Raw genomic sequence first — 14,051 nt, 5'->3', positions numbered from 1 at the left:
CTACGCACCGAGTTCGCGCAGCAGCCCGTCCAATCGCGCGATGCCTGCGGCGATCTGCGCCTCGTCGAGCGCCGCATAACCGATGACGAGGCCGGCGCGGCGCTCAGGATCGTCCGGCCGGTCATAAAGCCCGCTGACGCCATAGAGCCCGAGCGAGGCCGCTGCTGCCCGCTCCGTCAGCTCGGCCTCGCGCGTTTGCGGCAGCCCGTTGATCCAGGCGAGGACATGGAGGCCCGCATCGGTGCCGACGATGCTGACGCGCTCGCCCAGCCGCTCGCGCAGCACTTTCAGCAGGGCGGCTCGTCGCTCGCCATTGCGGCGCCGGATGCGACGGACATGCCGCTCATAGGCACCGCTTTCGATCAGCTCGGCCAGGGCGGCCTGTTCGAGTTCGGGCGTATGCCGGTCGACCATGCGCTTGGCCCTGGCAAAGACCTCGCGCAGCGCCGGCGGCAGGACGAGATAGCCGAGCCGCAAGGTCGGCGAGAGCGTCTTCGACACCGTGCCGAGATAGATGACGCTGCCGGCCTGGTCGAGCGAGCGCAAGGGCGGCACCGGGCCGACGCCGTGGCGGTATTCGGCGTCGTAATCGTCCTCGATGATAAAGGCACCATGGCGTGCCGCCCAGGCGAGCAGTTCCTGCCGACGCGGCGCCGACAGGATGCTGCCGAGCGGGAGCTGATGGGACGGCGTGACGAAGGCGAGCCGTGCCGGCTGCAGTGTCGCGGTCTGCATGCCCTCGCGATCGACCGGTTGCGGCGCAAGCTCGGCGCCCGCCGTCAGGAAGGCCTGGCGCGCCAGATTGTAGCCGGGGTCCTCGATCACGACGCGGTCACCGGGATCGAGCAGCAGGCGCGTGCACAGATCAAAGCCCTGCTGCGAGCCGTTGACGACGAGGATGTCGTCGATATCGCAGCGCAGGCCGCGGCCGCGCCAGAGATAGCCCTGCAAGGCGGTCCGCAATTCCGGCAAGCCGCGCGGATCGCCATAGCGCAGCCGGGCAGGTCGCCTGGTTACGGCTTTCGTCAGAGCCCGTCGCCAGGCCAATGTCGGGAAATCGCCGCCGGCGAGCTCGCCATAGCGGAAATCGAGCGCGAAAGGCTGAGGGTTCCATGGGATCGGCGCGGCGGATGCCAGCCGCCGGCCATAGGCGGAAAGTTTGGTCGTGCGAGATTCGGGAGTGTCTACCTCTGCCGCCTCCACCTGTGCCAGCCCCACCGCGACCCGAGCCCGCGCGCCCGGCCGCGTCTCGAGATAGCCCTCGGCGGCCAATTGCTCGAAGGCGGCTGTGACCGTGGTGCGCGACAGGCCCCATTCGGCGGCGAGCGCCCGCGTCGATGGCAGGCGCGAGCCAGGCGCATGGACACCGGCCGCGATCTCGCGCTTGATCGCCGCGATGACCCGGCGTTGGGCACCGATCTCGCTGTCGACTGGTCCAGTAGGAATGCTTAAAACTGGTCGTTTCATGCAGGCCAGATTAGCGGCATGACGACGGCGACCGCAAGGAGACCTGTTTCATGTACACGCCGCCGGCCTTCCGCGTCGACGACCGCGCCGAGATCCATGCTATGATGCGTGCCTGCCGTCTGGCCACGCTCGTGACCGCTACGGCCGAGGGGCTGCTCGCGACACCGCTGCCGCTGATCCTGGCGGAGGAGGAGGGCGAGTTCGGCGTGCTCCACGGCCATCTCGCCCGCGCCAATCCGCAATGGAAGGCCGCGGCGATCGGCGAGGCTATGGTGCTGTTCAACGGGCCCGACGCCTATGTCACGCCGTCCTGGTACGAGACCAAGCGCGAGACCGGCAAGGTCGTCCCGACCTGGAACTACCAGGCGGTCCACGCCTATGGCCCGGCCGAGTTCTTCGACGACCCCGAGCGTCTGCTCGATGCGGTGACGCGCCTGACCAATCTGCATGAGGGCACGCGGGCGCAGCCGTGGACGGTCGATGATGCGCCGCCCGAGTTCGTGAAGGCGCAGCTGCGCGGCATCGTCGGCCTGCGGATCCCGATCACGAGGCTCGAAGGCAAGCGCAAGATGAGCCAGAACCGCCCGCTGGCAGATCGCGTCGGCGTCGCCGAGGGATTGGCCCAGAGCGAGCGTCCTGGCGACTTGGCTGTTGCCGCGATGGTGCCGATCGAGAGCTGAGGCTCAGTCGTGCGTCTCGCCCTCATAGGGCGTGGCGCGCATCGACGGGCGCTGGTTGAAGCGGTTATACCAGCCGGTGAGCCTTGGCGCCCGCGCGTGGAAATGGGGCAGGCGCCGGAAACTCAGCCAGGCGAGGGCGGTCGCCAGCCCGATCTGACCGACCGTGACCGGCCCGTCGAGATCGGCCTGCGCTTCGAGATAGTCATAGGCTTCGAGCAGCTTGGTCGTCTGCCCTTCGGCGAGCGGCGGATAGCGCAGCGCCTTCGGCCGGCGCTCGGTCTCCCAGCGCACCGCGATGCCGGCATCGCACAGGCCCTGCGCCAGCGCTTGCAGCCGCAGCGCTTCATAGCGCGCCGGCGCGTCATACGGGATCAGCGAGCCCTGGCCGGCGAGCCGGTCGAGATAATCGCAGATCACCACGGAATCGAAGAGCGCGCCGGCATCGGGCGTCAGCAGCACCGGCACCTTGCCGAGCGGGTTCTGCGCGAACACGGCGTCGTTGCGATTGGTCGGACTGGTCTCATGGTGGACGACATCGAGACGGTCGACCAATCCGAGCTCATGGGCGCAGACCAGCACCTTGCGGGCATAGGGTGAATGGCTCTGGTAGAGCAAAGTCAGCTTGTCCGACATCATGCGGTCTTTCCGGCGACCTCGGCCGGCGTCAATCCGACCAACTCGGCGTAGCGCTCCGGATCGGTCGCGCCCTCGGTGACGACGGCGAAGGCGCGCGAGGTGGCATCGAGCTTCAGCGCCGCACGCGCCTGCGGATCGCGCAGGGCTGCGAGCAGACCGGCAAAGCCCGCCGCGCCGCTCTCGCCGGCGACGATGGCCGGGTCGCTGCCGGCCGGGCGCGCCAGCCGGTTCATTGCTTCGACCGCGACCTCGTCCTCGACCGTCATGAAGGCATCGGCGACGCGCGATAGCACGCGCCAGGCCAAAGGCGAGGGATCGTAGCATTCCAGCATTGCCATCACTGTCGGCTCGCCATGGGCGATCTTGGTCGGTCGCCCGGCGCGGGCGCTCTCGAACAGGCAGGCGGCGCGAGCCGGGTCGACCACAGTGAAGACCGGCCGCTTCTCGCCAAACTCCAGCGCAAGCTGCGCCGCGATTGCCGCCGCGATGCCGCCGACGCCGGCCTGGACGAAGACATGGGTCGGCGGCTCCGGCAGCTGCCGCAGCGCCTCGCGGATGATGGCGGTATAGCCCTGCATGACGAGGCCGGGGATGCGCTCATAGCCGTCCCAGGAGGTGTCGGAGACGGTGGTCCAGCTGTTCTCATTGGCGACGCGCGCGGCCTCGACGATGGAATCGTCATAGGTGCCGGGGACGCGCACGATCTCAGCGCCAAAGCGGGCGATCGCCGCGGCGCGGGGCTCGCTGACGCCGCCATGCATGAAGATCACCGAGCGCGCACCGACGAGCTGCGCGCCCTGCGCGACCGAGCGGCCGTGATTGCCGTCGGTGGCGCAGGCGAAGGTCATTTCGGATGCGATCGCGCGAACCTCCGGCGAGGTCAGGTCAGTTTCGTCGAGCGTTCGTCCGAGCCGCTCAGCTGCCGCCTCCAGCACCAGGCGCGTGACGGCATAGGCGCCGCCGAGTGCCTTGAAGCTGCCGAGACCGAGCCGCTGGCCTTCGTCCTTGAGATGCAGCGCCCCGATGCCGAGCTCCGCGGCCAGGCTTGGTAGGGCGCGCAGCGGTGTCGGCACATGCTCGGCCCGCCCGGCAAGATGCCGCTCGATGGCGTCGGCTCCGCTTGAGCCGAGCGTCTGCGCATCGACCGGGTGGAGCGGCTGGTGGAAGTCCGGGAGCTGGTTGAGCAGGAGCACGGCTTGCCTCATTGAGATGACCAGGTGAAGAGATATTGCAAGCGTCGCGAAAAAGGCGCTGCAATCAGCCGCCAGCCTTGCAAGTTTGTTTCACGAATACTGCCCCTGGAGCTTCGCTTGAGCGAACCATCCGCTTCCGCCCTCGATGCCTTCGACCGGGCGATCCTCGTCATCCTGCAACGGGACAACACGACGCCGCAGCGGGTGATCGGCGAAAAGGTCAACTTGTCGGCGCCGGCCGTACAGCGCCGCATCCGGCGGATGGAGAAGGACGGCGTCATCACCGCCAATGTCGCGATCGTCGAGCCGGCGGCGCTCGGCCACCCGATCACGCTCTTCGTCGAGGTCGAATTGGTCAGCGAGACGGCGAAGGACATCGACGCCGCCAAGCGCGCCTTCCTCGCCGCGCCGGAGGTGCAGCAATGCTACTACGTCACCGGCGAGGTCGATTTCATGCTGGTCGTGCTGGTGCCGAGCATGGCAGCCTATGAGGCGCTGACGCGCCGGCTGTTCTTTGCCGACGCCAACATCCGCAAGTTCCGGACCTTCGTCGCGATGGACCGGGTCAAGACAGGGCTGACTGTGCCGGCGGGGTAAGACGCTGCCTCTCCCGTATGGTCGGGCTTGTCCCGGCCATTCACGTCTTCGCTCAAGCAATGCGGTGTTCAAGACATGGATGCTCGCCACAAGGGCGAGCATGACGAGATGGAGCAGCGGTGAGCCCGCGCTACGACGTCAGCGCGCCGGCCGTCATGCCCTGGACCATGAACTTCTGCAGGAAGATGAAAGCCATCACCAGGGGCAGGCTCGCCAGCACCGAGAAGGCCATCATCGTGTTCCAGTCGGTGACGAACTCGGCCATCAGGCTGTAGATCGCCATGGTCAGCACCCGGTTTTCCCAGGATTCGATCAGCACCACCGCGAACAGGAACTCGTTCCAGGCGAGCAGGAAGGTGTAGAGCCCGGCGCCGATGAAGGCGGGATAGGACATCGGCACCAGCGTCCGGAAGATCGCGCCCAGGCGCGAGCAGCCGTCGACCATCGCCGCTTCCTCGATGTCGCGCGGGATGTTGATGAAGTAGCTGCGCAGCATCAGGATGCAGAAGGGCAAGGTAAAGGTCAGGTAGACCACGATCAGCGAGGTCCGGGTGTCGTAGAGCCCGAGCGTGATGAAGATCCGGAAATAGGGGATGCAGAGCAGCACCAGCGGGAACATCTGCGTGGTGATCAGGAACATCAGCACCGCCCGCTGGCCGGCGAACTTGAAGCGCGCCAGCGCATAGGCCGCCATCGCGCCGAGGAGGAGCGAGAGCGCGGTCACCACCAGCGAGACCATCATCGTATTGGCGAAGACGAGGAGATAGCGCGGGCTCGCGAAGATCTTGCGGTAGCCCTCAAGCGTGAACACCTGCGGCAGCCATGTCGGTGGCATCCGCATCACCTCGATGTTCGGCCTGACCGAGACCGTCAGCATCCAGGCGAGCGGGAAGAACACGATCGCGATCGCGATCAGCAGGAGGAGATAGGAGGCGGCATTGATCAGGCGCTCGCGCCCGCGAATGCCGATCTTGCCGAGATAGGGACGTGTATGCGCGACAGCGCCATACTGGGCGACGGTCATTGCTGATTGCTCATGGTTCGGCGGACATAGATGGCGCTCACGATGAAGAGCACGATGAACATGACCACGGCCTCGGCCGAGGCGTAGCCGAACTTCAGCTTCTGGAAGCCGTCGAAATAGATCGCCGTCGCCAGCACTTCCGAGCTGTGCGCCGGGCCACCGCCGGTCATCACATAGACCGGGTCGAAGGCGCGGAACGTCCAGATCGAGTCGAGCAGCACGATCGTGGTGATGACGCCGCGCAGCTGCGGCAAAGTGATGTGCCAGAATTGCCGGAACAGCGAGGCGCCGTCGATCTCGGCGGCCTCGTAGAGCTGCTTGGGGATCGCCTGCAGGCCGGCGAGCAGCATCACCATGAAGAAGGGGAAGGCGCGCCAGACGTTCATCGCCGTCACCGACCCCAGCGCCGTCGAGGGATCGCCGAGCCAGGAGATGGTGAAGTTGGCGTCGATGATGCCGAGCGAGGCGAGGAGTCCGTTGAATACGCCGAAAGGCTGCAGCATCAGCACCCAGATCATGCCGGCGACGGTCGGCGCCAGCAGCCAGGGCACGATCAGCAGGCCGCGCGCGAGCGTGCGAAAGGCCGGGTCGAGGTTCATGTTGAGCAGGAGCGCCAGGCCGAGCCCGATCACCAGATGCAGCACGACGCTGAAGAAGGTGAAGACGACGGTCTGCCAGAAGGCGCGCCAGAACAGCGGGTCGTTGGCGAGCGCGATGTAGTTGCCGAAGCCGACCCAGACCTCGCGCTGGAGGTTGCTGTCGTGGAGGCTCAGGCGGACCACGTCGATCAGCGGGTAGATCAGGAGCGCGACGAGGATGAGAAGGGACGGCCACAGGAAGGACGCGGCCAGGACTTCCTCGCGGTATTTGCGTTTGAGCGTCAGCAGCATGACTCGCCGATCGTTGCGGAAGCGCGGCTCAGAGCCGGCCTGTCAGAAAATCGGGGTCATCCCGGACAAGCGGCGAAGCCGCGCCGATCCGGGATCCATTCCGGAGCCTCACAGACGAAGGCTCAGGCATGGGTCCCGGGTCTCCCTTCGGTCGCCCGGGACGACTGACAGAGTGAATCCCGAGGGATCACTTGGCCGCGGAGAGCACCTTGTTCCACTCGGCCGCGGCGTCATCCAGCGCCTGCTTGGCGGTTTTCTTGCCCTGCACGGCGTTTTGGATCTCGGTGCTCATCACCTTGTTCATCTGCACGGCGTTGGGCATGGACAGGAACGGCGACTGCGCGTTCGGCTGCGCCATCTGCGTCACGAAGGCCTGGAAGAGCTTGCGCTCCTTGAACCAGTCCTGGTTGGCGACGTCGGTGCGCGCGGGGAAGCCGCCCGAACCCTTCGCCCACATCTCGATTCCCTTAGGTCCCGAGAGCCACTTCACGAAGGTCCAGGCTGCGTCCTTGTCCTGCGCCTGGCTGCTGATGGTATTGAGCGAGCCGCGCACCATGGTGCCGGTGCTCTTGCCCTTCGGCAGCGGGGCGATGTCGTAGTTCAGGTTCGGGTTGAGCTGCTTCTGGATGGCGACGCCCCACGGCCCCTCGAACATCATCGCGACATTGCCGGAGGCGAAGTTGGCGCGCTTTTCCTTCTCGCCATTGCTCAGCACGCCCGGCACCGAGACTTTGTCCTTGTTGACTCGGTCGATGTACCACTCGATCGCGGCGACGCCCTCGGGGCTGTTGAACACGGCTTTGTTGGTCGCCGGGTCCATCAGCGTCGCGCCGCCCTGCAGCAGCAGCGGGTAGATGTCGTAGGTCATGTTGGTCGGCGGCTCGGCCTGGAGCGTGCCGGTGATCGCGAACTGGCGCTTGTCCGGGTTGGTCAGCTTGCGCGCGTACTCGGCGAACTCGTCCCAGGTCTTCGGCGGCCCTGAGAGACCGGCCTCCTTGAAGCGGTCGGTGTTCCAGAACAGCGCGACCGCACCGCTTTCGATCGGCAGGTAGTACTGCTTGCCCTTCCACTTCGCATGGAAGGTCTCCGGGATGTTCGAGAAGAACTCCTTCGGCTCCTTGGCGATGCGCTCGTCGAGCGGCTCGATCATGCCGAGATCGGCGAACTCGGCGACCCAGTCGACCTGGACCAGCAGCACGTCCGGCAGCTTCTTGGCCTGGTGCAGCACGATGGCACGGTCATGGAAGCCGGTGAACGGCGAGTCGACCGGCGTCAGCTTGATGTCGGGATGGTCCTTCTCGAAGGCGGCCTTGAGCTCACCCATGAACTTCTCGCCGACCTCGGTGCCCTTCCACTGACCCCAGCGAACCTCTTTCTGCTGGGCGAGAGCGAGCGTCGGCAGGCTGATCGCCGAGGCGAGCGCCATTGCCGCGAGCGTCAGCAAGGAAGACCTGCGATGCTGATCCATATGCGTTTCCTCCCGGTTGATTATCGTTTTTGGGCTTGAGCGGCGCGCCCGTCGTTGCGGGCGCGCCGTAGTCACGAAGTAGTTCAGGCCGCGCGCGCCTTGCGCAGAGCCTCGGGTACCGGCGGGGCGACCTTGACCAGCGTGGTGTTCTCGTCGACCAGCCTGCTGGTTCCGCCCACGTTCATCCAGGTGAACATGTTGCGGAACATCTCCTGCAGCGAAGCCATGATCGCGGTCTCGGCCGCCTTCGGCATCTCCCAGAACGGCTTCTTCATCACCTTCCAGGACTTCTTGCGGGTGTTGTAGAAGAACTGCGCATCCGTCTCGCCCGCCCCCTTCTCCGAGAGGTGATTGGCGAAGGTGTACTCGCGGATCTGGTCCTTGATCGCCTGCGGCAGGGCCGGGTGGTCGAAGATCAGGTTGTTGAAGCCGAGCGCGAGATGGACTTCGACCGCCTCCGCCTTCGGGAGCTTGGCGAGCTGCGTGCCTGGCAGGGTCGAGGCGCCATGCTGGACCGCGCCGGCCATGTTGTACTCTTGGCGGCAGATCGTCGAGATCGTCTTCAGCAGATCGTAGTCGACGTTGACCTCGGCAAGCGTGCCGTCCGGCAGCACCTTGCCGCCGTGATAGGTGCCGGAATTGATCGAGATCTTGCTGACGATCGGCAGCTTGGCGCCACGCTTGGCCATCTCCTCCAGATAGACCTTCATGAAGGCGCGTAGCTCTTCCGGCGTCGTATTCTCGTGGCCGACCTCGCCGATCTCGGCACCGAGCGAGATCGAGACGCCCTTCGGCTCGATGCCGCGCACGAATTCGGTGAAATGCGCGGTCAGCTCGGCATTGACGCGCTGCTGGTCCTCGACCGTCGCCAGCGACAGGTCGACCACCGTCGAGGCGTCGATGTCGATGCTGTACATACCGGCCGCGATCTGCTCGCGCATGATGTTCTCGAGCTTGCGAACTTCCGCCTTCGGATCGGCGAGATAGGCCTTGGCGTTGATCTGGTCGTGGTCGGCCTGCAGGAAGACCGGGCCGACGTGGCCCTCGCGCAGCGCCGCCGCCAGCACCGCCGCGGCGTATTCCAGCGGCGGCTGCTGGGCGTACAGCGCTTCGCCTACCGCCTGCTCGAAGATGAAGAGCTTCGAATCGAGCTCCTGGCCGGCGCGGAAGACGGCGCGGCAGGTGTGATAGCTCCAGCCGCGCAGGTTCATCGCCGGCACGGTCTTGCCCGACCATTTGCCGGCGGCGCAGGCGAGATAGAGTTCCTGGATCGAGGCCGGCACGATGCCGGCGGCATGGGCGGCCTCGCGGATCGCCCAGATCGCCACGGCGCGCGTCTCCGGCTCGGCCAGCGCCGCAGTCTCGGCCCAGCGGTCTATCATCGCATCCGGCGGGCGCTTGCTTTTGCTGAAGTCGGGCGAAGAGCCGGCGAGGTCGACGCCGATCGTCTTGAGGTCATCGGTCAGTTCAGCGAGCGAGGCGCATGCCATGGGTCATACCTTCGAGAACGGCTTCGAAACGGACGGCGCCGGCGGATGTCCGGGCGTCCGGCGAGGCTGGTCGGGCCGCTGCCTCGTCACGTTCGCAATGAATGCACGGCGCTTTCGTTATCGCAAGTCATATTATCGTTTTCGCGCATTGCAGCATAAGCCATGTTGCAATGCGCAATCGAAGCGGGCCTCAGCTCGGATAGGTCTCTCCGGTCGCAAGTAGGGCCCGAACCGCAGCGCGATCGGGCATGCCGTCCCAGCCATTGGCGCGCTCGGCCTTGAGCGCCGCGACGGCGGCTGCGAGGCGCGCTGCCTCGAGAGGACTTTGGCCCTCGCAGAGGCCAAGCGCATAGGCGCCGTGGAAGACGTCGCCGCAACCTGTGGTGTCCTTCGCCGCGACTTTGAAGGCGGGGACACCGACGAACTCGCCGCCGATCAGCCAGAGACTGCCGGCGCTGCCGCGCGTCACGGCGAAGACCTTGTCCGAGCCATCGGCGCAACGCCGCAACAGCTCTTCGGCCGAGCCGTTACCGGCGTAATCGCGCAGGCCCTCGGCCGAGAAGACGATGTGGTCGGCCTTGGCGATCAGGCGGCGATTATCCTCCGGCGTGCCGCCATCGACGTCGAGTACGCTGGGAATGCCGGCCGCATGGGCGCGATCGAGGACGATTCCCGCGCCGCCCGGCCAGCGCGTATCGGCCAGCACGGCGCCTGCTTCATCGAGCCCATCCTGCGGCAGCACGCTCGCATCCTGCGACAGGCTGCGCCGGTTCGAGACGATGCTGCGCTCGCCGCGCCGGTCGACCAGGACGATTGCTCGCAGCGTGCGCCCTTCGGGCAGGATGGCGACGCCGCTACAGTCGACGCCGTGGCCGCGCAACAGCCGCAGGCCCGTCTCGCCGGCGGCATCGGCGCCGACACGGCCCCAATAGGAGGCTTGCCCGCCGAGATGGCAGATCGCCACCGCGGCAGTCGCGGCCGGTCCGCCGAAGCGCTCGGTGTAGCCGAGCACGCCGGTCTTGATGCCGGCCGAGGGCAGGGCCTCGACCTCGAAGACCTCGTCCTGGACGAGATTGCCGACGCAGACGATCAGGCGGCCGCTCATGCCCGCCATCCCGTGCCGGCAAAGGCGAGCAATTGGGAGATGTGGGCATGGCGGCGGATCCGCCGGCTTCCTGGCCGCGTGGTCAGCATGTTTCGTCCCGCCGGATCTCATTCTCTATCGTGCTGGCAGGATCCGGTTGCGCAGCGAAAGTGATGATGCCCGACGCTTTCACTTTCGCAACACCATTTTCGCAAACGCGCATTGCGTGTAGAGACTCTGCGGTCGTAGAGAGTTCCAGCCGATCGGGCTATGAAGCCGGCCCGGATTCGGCTCTGAGGCAGGCCTGCAATGGAACCGCTGAGCAAACGTCACGCCGACATTCTCGATATCCTCGGCAAGCGCGGCTATGTCGCGATCGAGGAGATCGTCTCGGCCTTCAATGTCACACCCCAGACCGTGCGGCGCGATCTGCAGGACCTCGCCGACCGCGGCCTGCTGCGCCGCCATCATGGTGGAGCGAGCGCCAATCTCTCCACGGCGAACACCGACTACGGCTTGCGCGTCGTCGAGACGGCGGGCGAGAAGGCCGCGATGGCGCAGGCCGCCGCCGAGCTGGTGACGCCAGGCACCTCGCTGTTCATGACGCCCGGCACGACGATGGACGCGCTCGCCAAGGCGATCGCCGAGCGCCGCCCGCGCGGCCTGCGCGTCGTCACCAACAGCACGGCAGCCGCGGCGATCCTCGACAAATGTCCGGAGATCTCGATCCTGATCACCGGCGGGCACTGGCTCGGGCCGAACCGCGCCTGCGGCGGCATGCACGCCGCCGCCTTCATCGAGAATTATCGCTGCGACCTGCACATGACCAGCATCGGCGGCATCGATGCGGCCGGGAACCTGCTCGAATACCGCGACGACGAGGCGGTGGTCGGACGCACCATGCTGCGCAATGCCCGCCGCTCGGTGCTGCTCGCCGACCACACCAAGTTCAGCCGGGTGGCGATGTCGCGCCTGGCGCATCTCAGCGAGATCTCGACGCTGGTGACCGACCGCCAGCCGGCAGCGTCGACGGCGCAGATGATCCGCGACGCACGCTGCGAATTGATCGTAGCCAGCTGAGCGGCCCGATCAGAAGCGGTCGCTGGCTTCGAGATAGATGTTGGCGATCGCTTCGATGCCGGCCTGGTCGTCGGCGTCGAAGCGGCCGGGCTCCGGACTGTCGAGATCGATCACGCCGATGACATCGCCATCGCGGATCAGCGGCACGACCAGCTCGGAGCGCGAAGCGGCGTCGCAGGCGATATGGCCGGGGAAGGCATGGACGTCCTCGACCAGAATGGATTCACGCTTGGCAACGGCCGTGCCGCAAACGCCGCGCCCGACCGGGATACGCACGCAGGCCGGCTTGCCCTGGAACGGGCCGAGCACGAGTTCGCCGCCGCGCATCAGGTAGAACCCGGCCCAGTTCAGCCGCGGCATCGCGTCGAAGAGCAGCGCCGAAAGGTTGGCGGCGTTGGCGATCGCGTCGCGCTCGCCATGCAGCAGGCCTTGGAGCTGCTGGACGAGCTCCCTGTAGAAACCCGGCTTGTCGCTGGCCGAGATCGTCGCCGCTTGGAACATCGTCGCCTCCGTACCGTCGAGGCTGGATATGCGCCGCCCGCGCGGATTTTGCGAGGGTTATGACGGGTCGGAGGGTGGGGGGCAGCTGCGCGTCCAGAGCAGGAAGGCAGAGAGGCGCCGCAGCTGCCGTGTAGCGAAATAGAGGACGTAGACCATCATGCGTCTCCTGACTGGGAGCCCACGACAGTCTCGTGGCGCTTTTAGCTTTGGTGACGCGGTGCAAGCTGCTCCGGCAAATCCCCCGACCGGCTCGCATCGCTGCGGCTCGATACTCAGATCATTCGCAATCGCCGCTGCCGGGTCAATGAAACGGCTGTTCAAAGATTTGATGACAGCAGGCGCAATTGTCCCAGGCGGCGGTCTCCCGGGGAATATTCAGGCGAAATGCCGGTTGGCCGGCCGCGGCAGGCCGAGATGGTCGCGCAGCGTCGGCCCCTGATACTCCCGGCGGAACAGGCCGCGTCGCTGCAATTCGGGCACGACCTTGTCGACGAAGTCGTCGAGCCCTTCCGGCAGATAGGGGAACATCACGTTGAAGCCGTCGCTGCCGCGCTCGGTGAGCCATTGCTCCATCTCGTCAGCGATCGTCTTCGGCGTGCCGACGAAGGCGAGCCCGCCATAGCCGCCAAGGCGCTGGGCGAGTTGGCGGACGGTCAGGTTCTCGCGGCGGGCGAGCGCGATCGTCCGCTCGCGGCCGCTCTTGCTGTGGTTGGTCTCGGGAATCTCGGGAAGCGGGCCGTCCGGATCGAAGCCGGTCGCGTCATGGCCGAGCGCGATCGAAAGCGAGGCGATGGCGCTGTCATAGTGCACGAAGGAATCGAGCAGCGCCCGCTTCTCGCGCGCTTCCTCGACACTGTCGCCGACCACGGTCAGCACGCCGGGCAGAATCTTCAGGTGGTCGGGATTGCGGCCGGCCTGCTCCATCCGGCCTTTCACATCGGCATAGAAGGCCTGGCCCGCCGCGAGCGTGCCATGCGCGGCGAACACGACCTCGGCCGTCTCGGCGGCGAGCTGGCGGCCGGGTTCCGAGGCGCCGGCCTGGACGATCACCGGCCAGCCCTGCGGTGGTCTTGCGATGTTGAGCGGCCCGCGCACCGAGAGATGCTCGCCCTTGTGATCGAGCCGCCGCATTTTATCCGGGTCGAAATAAAGCCCACTCTCGCGGTCGCGGATGAAGGCGTCGTCGGCGAAGGAATCCCATAGTCCGGTGACGACATCGTAGAACTCGCGCGCCCGGTCATAGCGTTCGCCGTGGTCGACCTCGGCGTCGAGGCCGAAGTTCGGCGCGGCGTCCGGGTTCGAGGTGGTGACGATGTTCCAGCCGGCGCGGCCACCGCTGATATGGTCGAGCGAGGCGAAGCGTCGGGCGATGTGATAGGGCGCGTCGAAGGTTGTCGAGGCGGTGGCGACGAGCCCGATGCGCTCGGTCGCGCCGGCGAGCGCCGAGAGCAGGGTGAACGGCTCGAACGAGGTCACGGTATGGCTGCGCTTCAGGGCCTCGACCGGCATGTTCAGCACGGCGAGATGGTCGGCCATGAAGAAGGCGTCGAACTTGCCGGCCTCCAGCTTTTGCGCGAAGCGCTTGAGGTGACCGAAATTGAAGTTCGCATCGGGATAGGCGCCGGGATAGCGCCAGGCGCCGGTATGGATGCTGACGGGGCGCATGAAGGCCCCCAAATGAAGCTGGCGCGCAGTCGTCATGGCTGGCCTCGGCAGACGGTTGCTCAGTGGAGGCTCAGCTATGCCTGAGTCCGTCGCTGCGCCATGGCGCCGCGCAAAAAGCCGACAACGTTCTCTCTAGGTCGACAGCTGCGCCAAAATCGTCTCCCGGGGCTGTGAGATAGGGAGAATTGCTCTCCTGCCTGTCGAGCGCGTCATGGTCGGGCTTGTCCCGACCATCCACGCCTGTTTGGACACAATGCGGTGTTCAGCATGTGGATG

General features: G+C 66.4%; 13 protein-coding genes. 3 read left to right on the top strand and 10 right to left on the bottom strand.

What is annotated here, in order from left to right:
- A complete protein-coding gene (pdxR, locus tag V7S63_RS03365; RefSeq protein ID WP_336529194.1) occupies positions 1–1,467 on the bottom strand; it encodes a MocR-like pyridoxine biosynthesis transcription factor PdxR in 1,467 nt (488 codons plus the stop codon).
- Positions 1,468–1,517: 50 nt separating this feature from the next.
- Between pdxR and V7S63_RS03360 the strand changes: the two genes are divergently transcribed.
- Positions 1,518–2,147 (top strand): FMN-binding negative transcriptional regulator, encoded by a 630-nt coding sequence (locus V7S63_RS03360; RefSeq protein ID WP_336529193.1) that lies wholly within the window; start codon positions 1,518–1,520, stop codon positions 2,145–2,147.
- Positions 2,148–2,150: 3 nt separating this feature from the next.
- On the opposite strand, the gene V7S63_RS03355 is transcribed toward V7S63_RS03360, so the two are convergent.
- Positions 2,151–2,768, bottom strand: a complete 618-nt coding sequence (locus V7S63_RS03355; RefSeq protein ID WP_336529659.1) for a glutathione S-transferase family protein — start codon at positions 2,766–2,768, stop codon at positions 2,151–2,153.
- Positions 2,769–2,779: 11 nt separating this feature from the next.
- Positions 2,780–3,976, bottom strand: a complete 1,197-nt coding sequence (locus V7S63_RS03350) for a diaminopropionate ammonia-lyase (protein ID WP_336529192.1) — start codon at positions 3,974–3,976, stop codon at positions 2,780–2,782.
- A gap of 117 nt (positions 3,977–4,093) precedes the next feature.
- Between V7S63_RS03350 and V7S63_RS03345 the strand changes: the two genes are divergently transcribed.
- Positions 4,094–4,573 carry an Lrp/AsnC family transcriptional regulator gene (locus tag V7S63_RS03345; protein ID WP_336529191.1) on the top strand — a complete coding sequence of 160 codons (480 nt, stop codon included), beginning with the start codon at positions 4,094–4,096 and terminating at the stop codon, positions 4,571–4,573.
- A 130-nt stretch (positions 4,574–4,703) separates the two neighbouring features.
- Here V7S63_RS03345 and V7S63_RS03340 read toward each other — a convergent pair whose 3' ends face one another.
- From V7S63_RS03340 to V7S63_RS03320, 5 genes are all read right to left on the bottom strand, one after another.
- Positions 4,704–5,597, bottom strand: coding sequence for a carbohydrate ABC transporter permease (locus V7S63_RS03340; RefSeq protein WP_091829759.1), 894 nt, complete (start codon positions 5,595–5,597; stop codon positions 4,704–4,706).
- Entirely contained in the window at positions 5,594–6,487 is an 894-nt protein-coding gene (locus tag V7S63_RS03335) for a carbohydrate ABC transporter permease (protein ID WP_100958961.1), read from the bottom strand. Before V7S63_RS03335 ends, V7S63_RS03340 begins: the two co-directional genes overlap by 4 nt.
- Positions 6,488–6,674: 187 nt before the next feature.
- Entirely contained in the window at positions 6,675–7,955 is a 1,281-nt protein-coding gene (locus V7S63_RS03330) for an ABC transporter substrate-binding protein (RefSeq protein ID WP_336529190.1), read from the bottom strand.
- Between the two features lie 83 nt (positions 7,956–8,038).
- The gene (locus V7S63_RS03325) at positions 8,039–9,445 is read right to left on the bottom strand and encodes a hypothetical protein (RefSeq protein WP_336529189.1); all 1,407 of its coding nucleotides are present in this window, start codon (positions 9,443–9,445) and stop codon (positions 8,039–8,041) included.
- Positions 9,446–9,635: 190 nt separating this feature from the next.
- The gene (locus V7S63_RS03320; protein WP_336529188.1) at positions 9,636–10,550 is read right to left on the bottom strand and encodes a PfkB family carbohydrate kinase; all 915 of its coding nucleotides are present in this window, start codon (positions 10,548–10,550) and stop codon (positions 9,636–9,638) included.
- Positions 10,551–10,838: 288 nt separating this feature from the next.
- Here V7S63_RS03320 and V7S63_RS03315 point away from each other — a divergent pair, with 288 nt between their 5' ends.
- Positions 10,839–11,609 carry a DeoR/GlpR family DNA-binding transcription regulator gene (locus V7S63_RS03315; RefSeq protein WP_091829748.1) on the top strand — a complete coding sequence of 257 codons (771 nt, stop codon included), beginning with the start codon at positions 10,839–10,841 and terminating at the stop codon, positions 11,607–11,609.
- A gap of 9 nt (positions 11,610–11,618) precedes the next feature.
- Here the strand turns inward: V7S63_RS03315 and V7S63_RS03310 are convergent, their stop codons facing one another.
- Together V7S63_RS03310 and V7S63_RS03305 are read right to left on the bottom strand one after the other, a co-directional pair.
- Entirely contained in the window at positions 11,619–12,110 is a 492-nt protein-coding gene (locus V7S63_RS03310) for a GAF domain-containing protein (protein ID WP_091829746.1), read from the bottom strand.
- Between the two features lie 375 nt (positions 12,111–12,485).
- Entirely contained in the window at positions 12,486–13,811 is a 1,326-nt protein-coding gene (locus V7S63_RS03305; protein WP_336529187.1) for an LLM class flavin-dependent oxidoreductase, read from the bottom strand.
- Between the last annotated feature and the right edge of the window lie 240 nt (positions 13,812–14,051).

The sequence above is a fragment of the Allobosea sp. CCNWLY174 genome, from assembly GCF_037120455.1.
GTDB classification, from domain to species: domain Bacteria; phylum Pseudomonadota; class Alphaproteobacteria; order Rhizobiales; family Beijerinckiaceae; genus Allobosea; species Allobosea lupini.
Note: the sequence above shows the minus strand (reverse complement) of the source record. Positions and strands in the feature narration are given on the sequence as shown.